Annotated in this window: 16 protein-coding genes and 1 pseudogene; 8 read left to right on the top strand and 9 right to left on the bottom strand. The window is 66.3% G+C overall.

Annotated elements, in window-relative coordinates:
* The first annotated feature begins 73 nt into the window (after positions 1-73).
* The 3 genes from ACYQ0R_RS12225 to rad50 are packed head-to-tail and all read left to right on the top strand — an operon-like array spanning position 74 to position 4,541.
* Positions 74-448 (top strand): DUF7966 family protein, encoded by a 375-nt coding sequence (locus ACYQ0R_RS12225; RefSeq protein ID WP_459824169.1) that lies wholly within the window; start codon positions 74-76, stop codon positions 446-448.
* Positions 445-1,857, top strand: a complete 1,413-nt coding sequence (gene mre11 / locus ACYQ0R_RS12230; RefSeq protein ID WP_459824171.1) for a DNA double-strand break repair protein Mre11 — start codon at positions 445-447, stop codon at positions 1,855-1,857. The genes ACYQ0R_RS12225 and mre11 overlap by 4 nt, the downstream gene beginning before the upstream one ends.
* Positions 1,854-4,541 (top strand): DNA double-strand break repair ATPase Rad50, encoded by a 2,688-nt coding sequence (gene rad50 / locus ACYQ0R_RS12235; protein WP_459824173.1) that lies wholly within the window; start codon positions 1,854-1,856, stop codon positions 4,539-4,541. The genes mre11 and rad50 overlap by 4 nt, the downstream gene beginning before the upstream one ends.
* A 36-nt stretch (positions 4,542-4,577) precedes the next feature.
* Here rad50 and hjc read toward each other — a convergent pair whose 3' ends face one another.
* From hjc to ACYQ0R_RS12260, 5 genes are all read right to left on the bottom strand, one after another.
* Positions 4,578-5,099: a Holliday junction resolvase Hjc gene (gene hjc, locus ACYQ0R_RS12240; RefSeq protein WP_459824175.1), complete on the bottom strand. Its 522-nt coding sequence runs from the start codon at positions 5,097-5,099 to the stop codon at positions 4,578-4,580.
* A 70-nt stretch (positions 5,100-5,169) separates the two neighbouring features.
* Positions 5,170-6,183 carry an aldo/keto reductase gene (locus tag ACYQ0R_RS12245; protein WP_459824177.1) on the bottom strand — a complete coding sequence of 338 codons (1,014 nt, stop codon included), beginning with the start codon at positions 6,181-6,183 and terminating at the stop codon, positions 5,170-5,172.
* Between the two features lie 147 nt (positions 6,184-6,330).
* A complete protein-coding gene (locus tag ACYQ0R_RS12250) occupies positions 6,331-6,774 on the bottom strand; it encodes an acyl-CoA thioesterase (RefSeq protein WP_459824179.1) in 444 nt (147 codons plus the stop codon).
* 70 nt (positions 6,775-6,844) lie between these two features.
* Positions 6,845-7,378 carry a copper resistance protein CopD gene (locus ACYQ0R_RS12255; protein WP_459824181.1) on the bottom strand — a complete coding sequence of 178 codons (534 nt, stop codon included), beginning with the start codon at positions 7,376-7,378 and terminating at the stop codon, positions 6,845-6,847.
* 1,361 nt (positions 7,379-8,739) lie between these two features.
* Positions 8,740-9,087: a cupin domain-containing protein gene (locus ACYQ0R_RS12260; RefSeq protein ID WP_459824184.1), complete on the bottom strand. Its 348-nt coding sequence runs from the start codon at positions 9,085-9,087 to the stop codon at positions 8,740-8,742.
* Positions 9,088-9,176: 89 nt separating this feature from the next.
* Between ACYQ0R_RS12260 and ACYQ0R_RS12265 the strand changes: the two genes are divergently transcribed.
* A complete protein-coding gene (locus ACYQ0R_RS12265) occupies positions 9,177-9,671 on the top strand; it encodes a redoxin domain-containing protein (protein ID WP_459824187.1) in 495 nt (164 codons plus the stop codon).
* Positions 9,672-9,822: 151 nt separating this feature from the next.
* Positions 9,823-10,620, top strand: coding sequence for an SDR family oxidoreductase (locus ACYQ0R_RS12270; RefSeq protein ID WP_459824190.1), 798 nt, complete (start codon positions 9,823-9,825; stop codon positions 10,618-10,620).
* Between the two features lie 18 nt (positions 10,621-10,638).
* On the opposite strand, the gene ACYQ0R_RS12275 is transcribed toward ACYQ0R_RS12270, so the two are convergent.
* Positions 10,639-11,448 carry an SDR family NAD(P)-dependent oxidoreductase gene (locus tag ACYQ0R_RS12275; RefSeq protein WP_459824193.1) on the bottom strand — a complete coding sequence of 270 codons (810 nt, stop codon included), beginning with the start codon at positions 11,446-11,448 and terminating at the stop codon, positions 10,639-10,641.
* A 166-nt stretch (positions 11,449-11,614) separates the two neighbouring features.
* A pseudogene (locus ACYQ0R_RS12280) lies at positions 11,615-12,097 on the bottom strand (alcohol dehydrogenase catalytic domain-containing protein); the annotation flags it as partial.
* A gap of 99 nt (positions 12,098-12,196) precedes the next feature.
* Between ACYQ0R_RS12280 and tcuA the strand changes: the two are divergent.
* The 3 genes from tcuA (at position 12,197) to ACYQ0R_RS12295 (ending at position 15,681) form a co-directional block, all read left to right on the top strand.
* A complete protein-coding gene (gene tcuA, locus ACYQ0R_RS12285; protein WP_459824195.1) occupies positions 12,197-13,606 on the top strand; it encodes an FAD-dependent tricarballylate dehydrogenase TcuA in 1,410 nt (469 codons plus the stop codon).
* A complete protein-coding gene (locus ACYQ0R_RS12290) occupies positions 13,603-14,748 on the top strand; it encodes a 2-methylaconitate cis-trans isomerase PrpF family protein (RefSeq protein WP_459824197.1) in 1,146 nt (381 codons plus the stop codon). Before tcuA ends, ACYQ0R_RS12290 begins: the two co-directional genes overlap by 4 nt.
* A 168-nt stretch (positions 14,749-14,916) precedes the next feature.
* Positions 14,917-15,681: an IclR family transcriptional regulator gene (locus tag ACYQ0R_RS12295; protein ID WP_459824199.1), complete on the top strand. Its 765-nt coding sequence runs from the start codon at positions 14,917-14,919 to the stop codon at positions 15,679-15,681.
* Between the two features lie 607 nt (positions 15,682-16,288).
* Here the strand turns inward: ACYQ0R_RS12295 and ACYQ0R_RS12300 are convergent.
* A complete protein-coding gene (locus ACYQ0R_RS12300; protein ID WP_459824202.1) occupies positions 16,289-16,948 on the bottom strand; it encodes a M48 family metalloprotease in 660 nt (219 codons plus the stop codon).
* A 164-nt stretch (positions 16,949-17,112) separates the two neighbouring features.
* On the bottom strand, positions 17,113-18,768 hold the full coding sequence (gene thsA, locus ACYQ0R_RS12305) for a thermosome subunit alpha (RefSeq protein WP_459825760.1): 1,656 nt from the start codon (positions 18,766-18,768) through the stop codon (positions 17,113-17,115).
* Between the last annotated feature and the right edge of the window lie 149 nt (positions 18,769-18,917).

Genomic DNA, 18,917 nt, shown 5'->3' on the forward strand with positions numbered 1-18,917 from the left:
GCGAGGTTCGATCATTCGTGTCGCGCCCGCGACTCCGCCCGACGCTTATATACGATGCCGACCCAGACGCCGTGTGGTCTCGACTACCGCCGTCAAGCGCGCACTCGCCGCGCTGGCAACGCGCACCGACACCGCGAGGCGACCGTACGTCGCCGTGATCGACGAGGCGGACGCGGCACGCGACGACCTCCGGCGGGCGGCGGGGTTCGTGGAGTCCGTCGGGCTCGATCGCCTCGCGGAGGCGGTCGAGGCCGCCGAGCGCGACGGCCACGCGGACGCCGCCGAGCGTGGGCGGCACGCGCTCGCGACGTATCGGCGGTTCCGGAAGACCGCTGCCGATCCGGGGTCGGTCGACGGCGCGGCGAGCGCCTCGAACGCGAGCCGCGATCAGTTCCGCCCCGCCCCCGGAACCCCTAAACCCGACAGCCGCCAACGGACGGACAGATGACGCGGGTGATCCACACCGGCGACACGCACGTTGGGTACCAGCAGTACCACTCGCCGGTCCGACGCCAGGATTTCCTCGACGCGTTCGACGCCGTCGTCGACGACGCGGTCGACGAGGACGTGGACGCGGTCGTGCACGCGGGCGACCTCTTTCACGATCGACGACCGGAGCTGCCGGACCTGATGGGAACGATCTCCGTGCTCCGTCGGCTCGATGACGCCGATATCCCCTTCCTCGCGGTCGTCGGCAACCACGAGGCTACGCGTGGCGGCCAGTGGCTCGACCTGTTCGAGCGGCTCGGGCTCGCCACCCGGCTCGGCGACACACCGACCGTCGTCGGCGACACCGCCTTCTACGGGCTCGATCACGTCCCCGTCTCCCGGCGAGACGAGCTCGACTACGCGTTCGAACCCCATGACGCGGAGTACGCGGCGCTGGTCGCACACGGGCTGTTCGAGCCGTTCGCGCACGCGGACTGGGACACCGAGGAGATGCTCGACAAGAGCACCGTCGGGTTCGACGCCGTCTTGCTCGGCGACAACCACACGCCCGATCGTGCCAAGGTCGCCGGTACCTGGGTGACGTACCCTGGCTCGACCGAGCGGGCGAGCGCCACCGAACGGGAGGGACGCGGGTACAACGTCGTGACGTTCGACGAGGAGGCGGTCGGCGGGGACGACCGCGTGAGCATCCGCAGGCGGGCGCTCGACACTCGCGAGTTCGTCTTCGTGAGCGTCGAACTACAGCGAGGTGAGGGAGAGACGCGGGTCCGCGAGCAGGTGCGACAGCACGACCTCGAGGACGCCGTCGTCCTCGTGGAGATCGCGGGTGACGGGGAGCCAGTCACCCCGGCCGCGATCGAGGAGACCGCCGACGAGGCGGGCGCACTCGTCTCGCGCGTGACCGACCGCCGGGAGGTCGAAACCGACGCCGACATCGACGTGAGCTTTGCGGACCCCGAAGACGCGGTGCGCGAACGGATCGACGAGATGGCACTGTCGGCGGCGGCGCTCGACGTCGATGAGGCGGTGCGCGCGGAGACGATCGCCGACAGCAACGTTCGCGAGACCGTGAAAATGCGGATCGAGGAGCGACTCGAGGAAGACGGCGAGCTCGACGCATTCGATCGGGGGCGACGGCCGGAGAACGGTTCGGAAAGCGGTGGACCGGACGCAGACACCCTCGATGAAGGTGGCGAACACCTCGATAACGGCGTCGATGTCGAGGACTCCGAAGAGCACGTCGAGGACATCAATGTGGAGACTGAGAGCACGGAGAAAGACGGTACCGACGATCCGGATGTGAGGGGTGACGCCGAGACGGTCGACGACACGAGCGACGCGGACGACACGAGCGACGCGGACGACACGAGCGACGACGGACAAGTCACCATGGAGGACTACTTATGAAGTTCGAACGGATCCGTCTCTCGAACTTCAAGCCGTACGGGGACGCGGACCTGCGACTCACCGAGGGTGTCACGGTTATCCACGGGCTGAACGGCAGCGGGAAAACCTCGCTTTTGGAGGCGTGTTTCTTCGCGCTGTACGGCTCCAAGGCGCTTGACGGAACCCTCGAAGACGTGATCACCAACGGCGAGGAGGAGACCGAGGTCGAGCTCTGGTTCACCCACGACGGCGTCTCCTACCACGTCGACCGGCGGCTCAAAGCGTACGACGACCGAGTCGACCACCAGTGCACGCTGGAGTCGACCACGGGCACGGAGCTGACACGCGACGGCGCGCGAGCGGTGCGAGCGTTCGTAGCCGACCTACTTCGGATGGACGCCGAGGCGTTCGTCAACTGCGCGTACGTCAGGCAAGGCGAGGTGAACAAGCTCATCAACGCCACGCCGAGTCAGCGGCGGGCGACCATCGACGAGCTGCTTCAGCTCGGGAAGCTGGAGGAGTATCGCGACCGTGCCGGCGACGCCCGGCTCGGCGTCGAGGATGTCCTGAACGCGAAACGCGCCGTGCTCGAGGAGACGGAGGGGCGCATCGAGGAGCTGGAGGCGAACGGACTCCACGAGCGGCTGAACGCGCTCGAAACACGGCTCGAGACGACCGAGGATCGGATCGCGAACTACGAGACGCAACGGGAGCGGGCGAAGTCGACACGCGACGACGCCGTGGAAACGCTCGAGACCTACGAGCGCAAGCGCGAGCAGGTAAACGAACTCGAGTCGGAGATCGGCGAGATCGAGACGACGATCAGGGAGACGGAGCGGGAGCGCGAGGAGCTTCGCGAGCAGGTCGCCACAGCTCGGGAGCGGCTCCGCGAGCTGACCGACGAGATCGACGAGCGATGCGACGACGCCGGACTGGATGCGGCGACCGACGAGGCGATTGCGGCTCGCCGCAAGACGCTCGAGGAGCGTGAATCCGAACGCGAATCGGAGCTGAGCGACGTCCGGGTGCGTGCCGAGGGGTTCCGAAATCAGGCGGAGAGTCTCACGGAGAAGGCGGACGATCTCACAGAGCGTGCCGACGAGCTCGCGGCGGAGGCCGACGAGCTCGAGGCCGAAGCCGACGCGGCCGACGACAAGGCGGACGAGCGGGAAGCCTCGCTGGCGGAGCTCCGGGAGGAGCGAACGGAGCTTCACGAGCGGTTCACAAACGCCGATGTCGACCCCGGCGAGGCGGCCGACCGCCGTAAGGAGCTGCGGGAGACCAGATCGACCGTCCGGGAACGGATCGCGGAGCTGGAAGCGGAGCTGAGCAACGCCCGTGAGCGGGTCGCGGAGGCCGAGTCGCTACTCGAGGCAGGTAACTGTCCGGAATGCGGGCAGCCGGTCGAGGACTCGCCGCACGCGAATCGAATCGACGAGCATCGAGAGCGCGTGACGGAGCTGGCGGCCGATCTGGACGACGCCCGCGAGCGCGAGTCGACCCTTGGCGAGCGGATCGCGGCAGTTGACGAGCTCGTCGACACGGAGAACCGTCTCGACGAGATCGACAACGCGGCCGAGATGATCGCCGAACGCGTCACCGACAAACGCGAGGAGGCCGAAAAAAAGCGGGAGACCGCGGATTCCAAGCGGGCGTCGTTGCGCGAGACGCGCGAGGAGGCCGCGGAGCTCCGCGAAGTTGCCGCGGAGAAGCGCGAGGAGGCCGCCGATGCGACGGAGCGGATCGAGACACTGGAGGCTGAGCTCGACGAAATCGAAGGAGAGATCGAGCAGCTCGACGCGATCGAGTCCCGGGCCGAGGCGGTCGCCGAGACGGACGACCGTATCGACCGGCTCCGCGAACGACGGGAGAACCTCGCAGAGGTGAACGCCGAGCGTCGAGAGCGGCTGGTGGAGAAGCGGGAGCGACGAGACGAACTCCGAGAGACCGTCGACGAAACGGCGATCGAGGAGGCACGATCCAGCAAGCGGGAGGCGGAGGAGTATCTGGAGAAGGTGGCCGACGAGCTCGAACGGCTCGACGAGAGGCGGGCGGAGCTACAGAACGCGATCGGGGGCGTAAACGGGGAGATCGAGAGTCTCGAACGGCTTCGCGAGGAGCGGGAGACGCTCGCTGCCACCGTCGGCGCGCTCGAGACGCTCCACGAGGAGACCGACGACCTGGAGTCGATGTACGGTGACCTCCGTGCGGAGCTGCGCCAGCGGAACGTCACCGAGCTGGAACGGATGCTCAACGAGACGTTCGAGCTCGTGTACGGTAACGACGCGTACTCGCATATCGAGCTTGACGGCGAGTACGAGCTCACCGTCTACCAGAAGGACGGGGAGACGCTCGATCCGGAGCAGCTCTCGGGCGGGGAACGAGCGCTTTTCAACCTCTCGCTCCGGTGTGGAATCTACCGACTGCTGTCGGAAGGAATCGAGGGGGTCGCGCCGACACCACCGCTGATCCTCGACGAGCCGACGGTGTTTCTGGATTCGGGACACGTCTCGCGGCTCGTCACCCTGGTCGAGGAGATGCGCGGCTTCGGGGTCACACAGATCGTCATCGTCAGTCACGACGACGAGCTCGTCGGTGCGGCCGACGATCTCGTGACCGTGGAGAAAGACCCGCGATCGAATCGGTCGACGGTGCGACGGGAGGACGCCGCCGGACTCGACGCCGCGTCGCCGGCCGACGACTGATCGGCCGGCGCGCCCGAATTCGAACGGAGCGGCCGGCTACAACACGTCGATCGCGTCGTCGACGCTCATGTGACCCTCACGAACGGCCTCGAGTACGTCGCGTCGGTGCTCGTTGGGATCGGTGCCGACCTCGTCGAGCGTCACCTTGCGGGTGTCGCCGACGAACTCGGCGAAGTCCGTGCCGTCCGCGAGCGCCGTCTCCTTTTTGACCCGGTAGGAGCCGGCGTCGGTGGTGTACAGATCGCCGGGATGAAAAAAGTACCAGTCCTCGTGGTCGAACCGGACCGCGATCCGGGCGTTCGCACCGAAGTTACGGGCGAAAAACAGCAGCGCCTCGACCTCCTCGCCGCCGACGTAGATCGGGTCGCCGGCGCTGGATTTCGCCTCGATCGCGTAGAACGCGTCGCCGTTACCCGCGAGCACGTCCGGAAGCTCACGCTCGGTCGCCGCGCCACTGGCCGGCGCGCGCATCACCGCGAAGCCGGCGTCGTCGAGCGCGTTGACGAGCTCGCGCTCGCGGCGGTCTCCCTTGCGGTTAGCGGACACGGTCGTCCTCACCCGATTCGAACATACGAATCGATACTCACGAGAGGCACAAAAGAAGCGCGGCTCGTCGATCACGTAGCGGTCACAGTCCCTCGTACGGACCCGCCTTCGCTTCAGTCAGGCGGTCGACCTGCTCGGCCGAGAGGTCGATCGTCGCGGCCGCGAGGTTCTCCGTCAGCTGGTCGACGGTTCGCGCGCCGACGATCGGTGCGGAGACGCCTCGACGGTGGGCCAGCCACGCGAGCGCGACCTGCGCGGGCGAGGCGTCGACCTCGGCGGCGACCCGGTCGAGCTCCTCGTGGAGGTCGAAGTTCTCTTCGGTGAGATACGACTCGCGGAACCGGCTGGATGCGGCGACTTTCGACCCCGCCGGAAGGTCCTGGTCGCGGTCGTACTTGCCCGTCAGGAACCCCTGTCCGAGGGGGCTCCACGGACAGACCGCGAGGGTCCGCTGGCGGGCGAACTCGAGGTAATCACCCTCGATCTCGCGGTCGACGAGGTTGTATCGGGGCTGGAGCACGGTGAACGGCTCCCAGCCGTGCGCGTCGGCGACGGCGTTCGCGCGAGCGACCTTCCAGGCGTTCGGGCGCAGCGTCGACGCGCCGAGATACTGTACTTTGCCCGCCTCGACGAGCCCGTTCAGCGTCTTCATCAGCTCGCGAGTCGGCGTCTCGTCGTCCCAGCGGTGGATGTAGAGGACGTCGACGTAGTCGGTGCCGAGGCGGTCGAGGAGCGCGTCGATGCGGTGTCGGACGTTCTTGCGGTTCGTCCCGCGGCTGTTCGGGTCGCCGTCGCGGATCTGCCAGTAGATCTTCGACGCGACCGTGTAGCGCTCGCGGTCGCGGTCCGCGAGCCAGTCGCCGATCCACTCCTCGCTCGCCCCGCCACCGTACACGTCGGCGGTGTCGATGTATCTGCCGCCCGCCTCGGCGTACGCGTCGAGCAGTTCGTGAGCGCGTTGCTCGCCGATCTCGACGTCACCAGCCTCGTTCTCCTTGCCGAATCGCCACGTACCGAACTGTAGCTCGCTCGTCCGGATGCCGGTGCGGCCGAGCGGGACGAAATCGAGATCGATCTCCGAAAGCGATGGCGTCATCGAAACGACGTTGGTGCGAGTCGAACAAAAACCCATCAGAAGCGGATCCGGACCGATCCGTTGCAGCGGGAGCGCCGAGCCGCCAGCACTCCACCAGGAGCGCCGAGCCGCCAGCACTCCACCGGGAGCGCCGAGCCGCCATCGACGCTACTCGTCGGGCTCCGCAGCGAGCGCCTCGTCGCGTAGCTCACGGCAGCGCTCGCCGTCGACGGTTAGCTCGGGGACCGGCGTCGGCGACCCCTCCTCGTCGACGGCGACGAACACGAAGTACGACTCCGTCGTGATCTCCCGTTCGCCCGTCCGTGGCGACTCACGGTACGCCCGGAGCCGGACACGGAGGCTCGTCCGTCCGGCCGCGTAGACGTACGACTCGATGACGCAGGTGTCACCCTGTGGGATCGGGCGTTTGAAATCCAGCTCGTTGATCCGCGCGGTGACGCACGTCTCGCCCGCCGCACGCATCGCGGACATCGCACCGATCTCGTCCATCCACTTCACGACGTTCCCCCCGTGTGCGGACGCGTAGTTGTTCGTGTGAGTCGGCTGAACCCGCTGGCGATTCTCGATGTACGTGTCGCTGACGCTCGGCATACGACGGGGGACGAACCGGGGAGTGAAAGACGCGTCGACGGAAGCGGCCCGGAGGCCGACCCATCCCCAGTCAGGCGACGCCACCCGCGAGAAGCCCGGCGTCGACGAGCAGCAGGACCGCACACCCCGCGCTCGCGAGCAGTGCGGGACGTGCTCTCGTCGCGAGTTCCTCGACCGTGGCGTCCGCGAGTTCCTCGACCGTGGCGTCCTCGATCACATCGGTCGGGACGCCCTCTTGCATGTACGTCGCCCAGCCTACTCCGGGGTCGACGGCGCGGCGAATCCGGAGCACGCCGAGTTCGATCAGCCCGTTCATCACGCCCCACAGCGTGAGCATGGCGAGCACGAGCCAGCCGCGCGTCGTCGCCGTCAGCAGCTCCAGCGGCGTGTACAGCACCCAGATCATGTACGCACCCGTGAGCGGGAGCACGACGCCGGTCCAGCGTGTGATCATGAGAAGTCGGTGCGCACCGTCCACGAACGTCTCGGGATCGAGGGACCCGTCTAGTCCACGGGGAAGCGTGGCGTACACGAAGTACAGCGTCGCCCCCGTCCACAGCGCACCCGACGCGACGTGCAGGACGAACGCGGCAGCGAGGATCACGTGTCACGTGTCCACCCGTTGAACCATAAAACTCGTCGCACACCGGCCGGCGTGGTGAGACCAGAGAGCACGGCCGATCATCCGAGATCGGATCCGCGTCGCAGTCGATCGAGCGGTCGACGGTAGACGAGTTCGTGCCCCATGTCGGGCGTATATTGTGCATAGTAGAATCGATGCGCAGTTTATAAAGGCGTACTCGGTGCGGGGAGGAGTGGTATATAAGTGATCGATGGAGAGGAGACTCCCTCGGAAGCCCCAGCCGCGACGGCTCGCGCGGCTCGCTGCGCGCTTCAGTCGCTTTGCTCCCTGCAGTGCTTGCGTCGCCGTGCGTCGCCCTCGCGGCTGCCCCTTCCAGTCCCACCCGACCGCCCCGCAGCCTCGGACCGCCCCAGCCTCGACCGGAGGGGCCGCCGGAACCTCGGCGGCCCCTCCGGTCTCCCTCGCGCGCTCGCTCACGGCTTCGCCGTTCGCATCCGAGGGCTCCCTCCGGTCGCCCTCGCGACTCGCGGGCCGCTGGCCCGCTCGCGGCGCGCGCCACCGCAACCACACCGCAGAGCATGATTCGTTTATAAGCTGACGGCGGGCGGTCGGCGCGCGCCTCCGAGCGCCCGTTGAGGGCGCGAGGAGCGCGTGCGAGGGAGTCGTCGCCGAAGGCGACGACGAGGCTGGGGAGGCGCGAGGTGCGGTTGCGGTGCGGTCGGGTGGGGTTGAAAGGGGCAGTCGGGAGGCGGGCGCAGGCGACGTAAGCACTGCAGGGAGCGAAGCGACCGAAGCGCGCAGCGAGCGTGCGTCCGCCTCCCGGCTGGGGCTTTCGAGTCGTTCGTCGCGGAGCTATCGCTCCCGCGACTCACTTATAAACGCACACCAACTCCTCCACAGTACCGCTTATAAACTCCCAATCCACTCTCATGAGCGACGTACGCCCGATGTCTCACAATCAGCCATCTGTCGGTAGTTGAAATGCTCGATCTTCAAATGGTTAAGTGTAATATAGAAATACACAATAGAATTCACATAAATAGAGGGTCGAAAAGACCGGAACGTTCAGGTGATCGAAACGACGGATCGACGCTATGTCCGACGTGATCTCGAAGATCCGTTCTTAGCTATTCACGTTATTTACTGCCAAAAACACTCATGAAACAGCAAGATAGCCGCCTTTTATCCGAGATCATGAACAGGGACGCGAAGCGATCACAAACAATCATATCAGCAAGTATATCTTTGTCTGTTGATGAGTTGATCGTCGATCCGATCTCGATATTTCAGAAATAAAATTTGTGCCGTTTATATTTGATTACTTATATTCAGTATTTCTCGCCGCTGAACCGCTCCTCGCGCTAGCGACGCGAGGTGCGAGACTACTCCTCGCGGTCCGTCCAGAAGTCGAACCCGCGACCGGGCGCGAACACGTCGAGGCCGACGGCGCGCTCGTCGCCAGTGTTCTCGACGCGATGGGCTTCCCACGAGTCGAGGTGCACGGAGTCGTACTTCTCTAACACGATCTCGTCGTCCTCGGTCGCGACGGTGAGCTCGCCCTCCAGACAGAGACACACCTGCTCGTTCTCGTGGTCGTGCATCGGCGAGCTGTGTCCCGGCGGCTTCTCGAACCACTCGAAGGTGAATCGGTCACTGCCCGCAAGCGATCGTCGGCTCCATCCCTCGTCCGGTTCGTACTCCTCCGCTTCGTCGAACTCGACTGGCTCCATGAACGAGGGCACAGTTCGATACGACAAGAAGCTAGCGGTCCGGACGAAACGTCCGGTAGCGTTAGGTGCGTACCCCCGGTACGGCGGGCATGGTCAGCGAAGGCGATCCGGCTCCGGATGTCACGCTCCCGATGGCTGGCGGCAACGGCTACGACGACGTCACCCCGTTCACGCTCTCCGAGGCGATCGGCGACGGCCCGATCGTGCTCGCGTTCGTGCCGGGCGCGTTCACCGGCGGCTGCACCGAGGAGATGTGTGCGATCGGGAACGCGATGGACGGGTTCGAGGCGCTCGACGCGTCCGTGTACGGGATCAGCGTCGATCTCCCGTTCGCACAGAACGTGTGGATCCGCGAGGAGGGGTTCGACGTGCCGATGCTCTCCGACTGGAACCACGAGGCGACCCGCGCCTACGACGTCGTCTACGAGGACATGTACGGGATGATCGACTCCGCCCAGCGCAGCGTCTTCGTGATCGACGACGACGGGATCGTGACGTATCGGTGGGTCCGTGACGGGGCGAACCCCGAGTTCGAACCGTTCGTGGAGGACCTCCGCGAGCGGGTCGCGGACGCGAACGCCTAGCGCTCCGACGAGGACATCCCCAGGTGACGACGAACGCTTCACCGAGACGAAGCCGAACCCCCGAAGCAACGCCGAACCTCCGAAGACGAGACGCTCGGACGGCGAGTTCCGCGAACGGTAACGTTTTGATCCGGCACTGTGTGGCGTACCCATGGGCCTCGAACTCGAGGGAAAGACGGCGTTCGTCGCGGCGGCAAGCAAGGGACTCGGCCTCGGATCCGCCACCGAGCTGGCCGCAAACGGCGCGAACGTCGCGATCGCGTCCCGAAACGCCGAGAACCTCTCACGAGCGAAAGAGACGATCCTGAACGAGACCGACTGCGGAGACGACGCGGTGTACACCGTCGAGGTCGACCTCGCCGAGCGCGCCGACATCGAATCCGGGATCGACGCCACGGTGGAGGCGTTCGGGGGGCTCGACGTGCTCGTAACGAACCACCCGGGCCCGAACAACGAGCCGTTCGCGGAGACCTCGCTGGAGGCGTTCGACGAGGGGTACAACGACGTGCTCCGGAGCACGATCGTCCAGTGTAAGGCGGCACTCCCGGCGCTCCGTGACGGCGGCGGCTCGATCACCCATCTCGTCGCCGCGTCGGCCGCCGAGCCGACGGCGTACGGGACCATCGGAAACGTGTTCCGACCGGGTATCTACGGGCTCTCGAAGACGCTCGCGAACGACGAGGGCGAACACGGGGTTCGCTCGAACTGCGTCGCACCGCGCGGCGTCCGCTCCGATCGGATCGAATCGAAGATCGCCGCCAGAGCCGAGCGCGAGGGGATAAGCGAGGCCGAGGTCCGGCGACTCCGCGTCGAGGAGCTGCCGGTCCCCGAGATGGGAACCACCGAGGAGTTCGGCAAGGCCGTCGCGTTCGTCTCCTCGCCGGCAGCCTCCTACATCACCGGGGCGGTGCTCCCCGTCGACGGCGGCTGGAGCAACCGACTGCTGTGACCGCGCGGACGACCGACGCTACTCCTCCGGAACCAGCGTCGGCGTCGGATACGTGCCGCCGTTGACGTGTAACACCTGACCGGTCACGAACGACGCGGCGTCCGACGCGAGGAAACAACACGCGTCGGCGACCTCGTCGACCCGCCCGAGTCGGCCGAGCGGCGTCGACCGGATCACCTCGCGTTCGATCCGTTCCCACTCCTCCGTCCGGGAGCGGTCGACGTCTATCAGACCGGGCGAGACCCCGTTGACGCGGATCCCGTCGTCGCCGAGCTCCGTCGCCAACTGCCGGATCTGTCCTTCGATCCCGAGCTTGGAGCCGTACGAGTGTGAGTGGCCGTGTTTCCCCAGGTACACCATCGCCCCGATCAGGTTCACGACCGCGCCACCGCCCCGTTCTCGCATGTCCGGCACCACGGCCTGGGTCGTGAGCAGGACGCCGCGGAAGTTGACGTCAAGCACGCGGTCGACGTCGTCCGGCTCGATCTCCGCGAACGGCTTCGACGGGCGGTACGTCGCGTTGTTGACGAGGACGTCGATCGGCCCGAGTCGGTCGCGGACGTGGTCGACGACGGCGTCGATGTCGTCCGGCTTCCCGATATCCCCGAGCGCGACCGCGGCCTCGCTTCCGGTCTCTCGGACGCGACGGGCCGTCTCCGCACAGCCAGCCTCGTCGCTTCGGGCGGTGATTCCGACGTCTGCGCCGGCCTCCGCGAGCCGGACCGCCGTTGCTCGCCCGATGTTCTTGCTCGATCGGAATCGCGCCGTCGGCCGCCGCGAGCGCCAGCGGCCGGTCCCGGACGTCGACTGCGTACACCTCGCCCGCACCGAACCGCTTGGCGAGCAGCGCGCACTGGTACCCCATGACGCCGGTGCCGACGACGACAACGTCGTCCCCGGGGTCGATCCCGGCGTCGGCCACGCACAGAACGGAGCTGGCGAGGGGCTGGAGCGCGGCTCCCTCCGCGTCTGAGACGCCCTCCGGTACCGGGCGAAGCGGTTCGACCGGGAGGCGGACGAACTCCGCGAGCGCACCCGGCCGATCGTAGCCGATCGCCTCGGTGTCCGGACAGTAGTTCACGTATCCGGATCGGCAGTACGAACAGTTCCCACAGTGGATCTTCCCGGGCGCGTACACGCGGTCACCGATGTCGTACTCGTCGACCCCCGGGCCGCGATCGACGACGCTCCCACAGAACTCGTGTCCGAAGAGCCGTGCGCCCGGCTCTTCGTCCCGGATCCGTCGTTTCACGGCGTCATAGTGCGCAACTGACTCCCCCCGATAGAGGAGACACTCGGTCACGCTCAACTGAACGCGCGAGACCTCGATCAGTACCTCGCCCGGGTTCGGAGCGGGACGAGGAACGTCGACTACGTCGAACGACTCGAACTCGTCTACTACGACGGCGTCCATGAACCCCGCTTCGGTCGCAGCGTGAATATATCCTCGGGTGAGTCTCGAACACACTGTCCTCATGCAGTGTCGATGGCGGCGATAGTGAGAGGAGTGGACCGCGGACGGGTCCGACGACGTGACGAAACGTCTATGTCCGTTCCATCATAGGATCGATTGAAGATGACAATCGTTTCCGATCAGGACGTCGTCGTGGTAGGCTGCGGTATCGCCGGACTGAGCGCGGCCAACCGCGCAGTCGAGCACGGACTCGACGTCACCGTACTGGAGAAGTCACCGAAAGCAAAGCGGGGCGGCCACACGCGATACAGCGAGTCGTTCCGCGTCGCGTCCGCGGACTCGGATCTGGAGGAGTACGGGTACGAGTACGCCATCGACGATTACACGCCCGACGAGTTCTACGACGACATCATGAAGCAGACGAACGGGCGGGCCGACGAGGACCTGGCTCGTACGATCGTCGACAACATCGGCCCGACCGTGGACTGGCTCACCGAGCGCGGCGTGACGTGGGACATGGAGCCACTCAACGTCGGCTACACCGTCGCACGGACGTTCTTCGACGGCGAGGAGCTCGTCGCGGAGCTCGTCGAGGCGGCCGAAGCGGAGGGAGCGACGTTCGAGTACCGGACCGAGGCCCGTGAGCTGCTGTTCGAGGACGGCGCGGTGTCCGGACTCCGCGCGCGCAACGACGACGGCGACGTGGAGTACCACGCGGACGCCGTGATCGTCGCCGCCGGCGGCTACGAGTCGAGCGAGGAGAAGCGAACCCGGTACTACGGCTCCGACTACGACGCGATGACGGTCCGTGGCAGCCGATACAACACGGGCGAGGGCGTCGAGATGGTGCTCGACGCCGGCGGTCGGGCCGTCGGGCAGTGGGGCGGTGCCCACATGGCGCTCATCGACAGCGAGTCACCCGAGTACGAGGGGGGTGCGAACCGCGTCGACGGCTATCAGTACGGCGTACTGCTGAACAACGATGGAGAGCGTTTCTTCGACGAGGGCGAGGACGCGCGGGCGCACACGTACGCCAAACTCGGCCGGATCATCTTCGAAGAGCCCGGCCACGAGGCGTTCATCGTCATCGACGACCCGCTCAGAGAGCACATGCGAGCGACCGGCCCGGGCGACTGGGTCACGGGTGAAACCGTCGAGGACGTGTTGTCGGAGCTCGGCTGTGACGCGCCCGAAGCCGGAGCGTCGACGGTCGAGTCGTTCAATGCGGCGACCGATCCCGACGAGTTCGATCCCGACTCCCTCGACGGGAACCGGACGGAGGGACTCGACGTCGAGAAGTCGAACTGGGCGCTCCCGCTGGACGAGCCGCCGTACCACGCGTATCGGGTCACCGGAGGCATCACGTTCAGCTTCGGCGGCGCGGCGACGGACGACCGTGCCCGTGCGCTCGACACGATCGGCCGGCCGATAGACGGGCTGTACGTCGCGGGCAACACGACCGGCGGCCTGTTCTTCGACAACTACCCGGGCGGGACTGGGCTCGCGAACGGAGCCGTGTTCGGTCGGATCGCCGCGGACGAGACCGCCGCGTACGTGGAGGAGGGCGCATGAGCGGAGAACGCGTCGGCGACCAGCGGGCGATCGAGTGCTCGCTGGTCCGCGGCGGGACGAGCAAGGGCGTGTTCATTCCGCGATCGAACCTGCCCGAGGAGAACCAAGACGAGGTTATCCTCTCGCTTTTCGGTAGCCCCGACGACAGGCAGATCGACGGGTTGGGCGGAGCGACGTCGACGACCTCGAAGCTGATGATCGTCGCACCGAGCGAGCGTGAGGGGATCGACGTCGACTACACGTTCGGGCAGGTGGCCGTCGACGAGGCGGTCGTCGACTACGGCGGCAACTGCGGGAACCTCACCTGTGCGATCGGGTCGTTCGCCGTCGACGAAGAGATGGTCCCGGTCGACGACGACACCGACGAACTCACGGTCGAGCTGTACAACACGAACACCGGGGCGGAGATCACCCAAACCGTCCCGCTGGCTGACGGCCGCGCAGCGAGCGTCGGCGAGTTTAAGATCCACGGCGTCCCCGGGACCGGCGCGCGAATCGACACGACGTTCCACGATCCTGCCGGCGCGATGACCGACGGGCTGTTCCCGCTCGGCGGCCCGACGATCGACCTCGATGTGGACGGCGAGACTCTCGAAGCGACCGTCCTCGACGTCACGACGCCGATCGCGTTCGTCCGAGCGGCGGACCTCGGGCTCACCGCCACGGAGGGGAGAGCGGAGATCGACGGCGACGAGGAGCTGCTCGAGCGGCTCGAACGGATCCGGGGCACGGTCGCCGTCGAGCTCGGCTTCGTCGACGAGCCGGACGACGCGTCGATCGAGACGCCCGGCTATCCGAAGCTCGTGTTCGTCGCGCCGCCGACCGACTACACGACGCCCGAGGGCGGCGACGTCTCCGCGGACGAGATCGATATCGCAGCGAGATACATGAGTATGGGGAAGCTCCACCCGGTGTACGCCGTCACCGGCGTCTCGTGTACGTCCGCAGCGGTCCAGATCCCCGGGACGATCCCGAACGAGGTCGCGACGGAGACCGGTTCGACGGTGACACTCGGCCATCCGAAGGGGACGATGGCGGCGACCGCAGAGGTCGACCGCGAGACGCCGGCGGTCGAATCAGTGACCGTGTACCGCACCCAGCGGCGGTTGATGGACGGGAACGGGTACTACCGACCCGGGTGAGGACTCGGGCGGCGTGAGCCGACCGGATCGAGTGACGGACGAACGTGTTCCGGGGTGCTGTGGGGTTCATCATCGTGACTCACCCCGCAACGGGACCGGGCTGTAGCCCGGGTCGCGTCCGTCCCGTTTTGCGGGATAGTTATTAGTCGTGACCCGTTAGGGGCGCGTATGACAGGAGCTCCGGACGGATCGCGGGTCAAGTCGGTCGACACGGCGTTCGACGTCGTGCAGTACCTCCATCGCGCCGGGTCGGCAACCATCGACGACGTCGCTGAGGCAGTCGACGTCGGGACGAGCACGGCACACCGTCACCTCGTCACGCTTCACGACCGGGGGTACGTCGTCGCCGACGGGAACGAGTACGAGCTGAGCCTCAGGTTTCTCACCCACGGCGGCCGCCAACGGGAGACGCTTCCCGCGAACGACCTGATAAACCGGAAGGTGCGACAGTTGAGCGAGGAGACCTCCGAGCGCACGCAGTTTCTCACCGAGGAGCACGGCGAGCGCGTGTACGTGTACACGCACGCAGGACCCGACGCGGTGAAGACGGACGCGACGATCGGTAAGCGCGGGCCGCTGCACGTGAGCGCGGCCGGAAAAGCGATCCTCGCGACACTCCCCGTCGAGCAGCGGGAGCGGATTCTCGACCGAGCGGACGACCCGAGGACCGAACCGGGAACGGCCGCGCGGTCGGCGCTCGACGAGGAGCTGGACCGGGTGACAGAACAGGGGTACGCGTTCAACGACGAGGAGTCGACCGCCGGGCTTCGGGCCGTCGGCGTCCCCGTTCGATACCGGGACGGCGAGGTGTTGGGCGCGGTGAGCGTCTCCGGGCCAGCCAACCGGCTGACCGGCTCGTACTTCAGAGAGGAGCTCCCCGACCTCCTGTTGGGAACGGTCAACGAGATCGAGTTGAACATCGAGTATCTGTGACCGGCTCCGGAGCCGTCCGGCCTCGAGCGCCGAACCACGGGAGAATCAAATCACGTCCCGAATTACGGTATGAATAATATCGAACGTTCGTGATACTTCGATCCCACCCCGAGGCCCTTATGTCTCGATCCAGGCGGGTCCGAAGGAAATTCGATCGAGTCCGGAGCCCAAGCGACGCGTGGGATATTGCGTCCCGAATGGCGGGATGCGAACCAACCGATCAGTGTATCGAGCCGTCCGCGGTTCGTATCACCGCAATCAACTCGATCAGTCAGTTATGTCGCGACGCGAACGTGTCGAATCGGTCGGCGAAATAACGCCACGACGAGTCACGATGGTCCGATGCTTATCATTACAATCATAGTAGTGTAAGTTATTTGGGCCAGAGAATTTGAAGCGGTAGATATATAAGATATATTTTCTGTAGTTTTATTTTATATTTGAGGCAGAATTAACAGGGTATTTAAGATATTTCCACACGCACTACCGCGTTTACTTCTATTAGACGGTCTAGTTGCCCGTTCGTGATCTAGTTCGATTGAATCTTAGTTTACTTATATCGATATTTCGTTCTAATTACTATCTTTTCGGTGTTTTCGGCGTTCCGCTATCCATCAGTGTCCGATCGCTCCCGAAGCCGAGCGATCCGATCCCCGAGCGCCGGCTGGACCTCGAACCACGTCGACCAGTCGCCGGTCTCTGGCTCGACCCCCCGGAGGTCGGCGACGTGTTCGAACGCGTCCGCCACGCGGTCCGCACCCACGGCGTCGGCGGCGCGGTCGTCGGCGACGTACTGGACGCGACGGCCGACCCAGAAGGAGGCGAGGCCGACGAGGATCACGGAGAGAAAGCCCGAGTCGAACGGGACGATCGTGGTCACGATCGCGGCGAGCAGGCCGACGACGGCCGCGACCGCGACCGCGCGGAACTCGCCGTAGTACGTCCGGACGCGGCCCGCCTCCGCGGCGAGCAGGCCGAGCGCGACGTCCTCGTCGAGCTCGTCGAGCACGTAGTCGGTGAGAAACAGCACTCGTCGACGCGGCGGCCCGCGAACCGCGACGTCGACGGAGGCGTCGCCAGTCGTCTCAACGATGGCGACGCGGTCGACGTCGAGTCCGGCCGTCTCGCGAAGCCGATCGAGGTGTGCCCGCTCGGCATCGGTCGGCTCGCGGAGCTCGCGGAATCGGTCGTTGACGTACAGCGGGCCGATCTCGACGGCGAGAAACGCGACGACGGCGACGACGAGGAGAAACGCGACCGTGAGCATCGTCACCGAGTGGGATCCGTATCGGGTTAAAACGGGAGGATCGCGGAGCGGTCGCTACCGGTCGAGGCGTCGTCGATAAAAATCGAAGATCGGTTCGGTCCCGTGGACCGCGATCGAGCGCGATGCGACGGTCGGCGATGGCCGGAAGCGTTCCTGGCCGGCGCTTACATCGCGCCGCCCATGCCACCCATGCCGCCCATGCCGCCCATGCCGCCGGCACCGCCGGGGCCGCCGGCCGGCATGTCGTCGTCATCGTCGTCGGAGCCGCCGCCCTTGAGGTCGCCGGCCGCGATCACGTCGTCGATGCGGAGGATCATGACGGCCGCCTCGGTGGCGGACTCGATCGCCTGCGTCTTCACGCGGAGCGGCTCGACGACGCCCTCCGCCTCCATGTCGATCACGTCGCCCGTGTACGCGTCGAGGCCGGCACCGAACTCGCCGGCGTCGTGACGCGAGCGCAGGTCGACCAGCGAGTCGATGGGGTCGAGACCCGCGTTCTCGGCGAGCGTGCGCGGGACGACCTCCAGCGCGTCGGCGAACGCCTCGACGGCGAGCTGCTCGCGGCCGCCGACGGAGTCGGCGAAGTCGCGGAGCTGCAAGGCGAGCTCCGCCTCGGGCGCGCCGCCGCCGGGCAGCACCTGCCCGTCGACGAGCGTCGTGCGGACGACGCCGAGCGAGTCGTCGATGGCGCGCTCGACCTCGTCGACGACGTGCTCGGTGCCGCCGCGGAGGATGAGCGTGACGGATTTGGCCTCCTCGACGTCCTCGACGAAGATGCGCTCGTCGCCGCCGATGTCCTTCTGGGCGACGGAGCCGGCGAAGCCGAGGTCGTCGGCCTCGAAGTCGTCGAGGTTGGAGACGACGCGGCCGCCGGTCGCGCGGGCGAGACGCTTCAGGTCGTCGGACTTCGCGCGGCGGACCGCGAGGATCCCCTCCTGTGCGAGGTAGTGCTGGGCCATGTCGTCGATGCCGTCGCCGACGAACACGACGTCAGCGTCGACGTCGACGAGCTGGTCGACCATCTCGCGGAGCTGTTTCTCCTCCTGGTCGAGGAACTGCTGGAGCTGGTCGGGGTCGGTGACGTTGACCTCGGCGTCGATCTCCGTCTCTTTCACCTCGATCGCGCCGTCGAACAGCGCGACGTTGGCGTCCTCGACGCCGTACGGCATGTTCTCGTCGACGCGCTCCTTGTCGACGATGACGCCCTCGACGAGCTCCGACTCGTCGATGGAGCCGCCGACGACCTTCTCGACGGAGACGTTCTCCGTGTCGATGTCGTCCTCGTCGGCGACCGCGAGCACGGCGTCGACGACGAGCTCGGCGAGCTGGTCTTTCGCGGACTCGGCGCCCTTGCCCGTCATCGCCGTGGCGGCGATCTCCGTCAGCGTCTCGCGGTCCGCCTCGGAGACCGCGATCGCCTCTTCGTCGAGGATCTCTTTGGCCTTCTCGGCGGCCTGGCGGTATCCCTGCGCGAGCGTCGTCGCGTGGATATCCTGGTCGAGCAGCTCCTCGGCCTGGTCGAGCAGCTCACCGGCGACCACGACGGCGGACGTCGTGCCGTCGCCGACTTCGTCCTCCTGCGTCTCGGCGACTTCGACGATCATGTTCGCCGCCGGGTGGTCGATATCCATCTCCTTGAGGATGGTGACGCCGTCGTTCGTGACGACGACCGACCCGCCGGAGTCGACGAGCATCTTGTCCATCCCTTTCGGCCCGAGCGTGGTGCGGACGGACTCCGCGACCGCCTTCCCGGCCGTGATGTTCATGTTCTGCGCGTCCTTTCCGGAGGTGCGCTGCGACTCCTCGGAGAGTACGATCATGGGCTGGTTGCCCATCCGCTGTCGCTGAGACATAATCACTCATCGATTGATTGTGATTCTATAAAAATGTTTTCTTCGAGTTCTTCCGAACCGCATCATGGGGTGGGTCTCTCGCCACCGTGTGTGTCGTTATCATGGCTCTTTAAATA

The sequence above is a fragment of the Halorubrum luteum genome, from assembly GCF_054652935.1.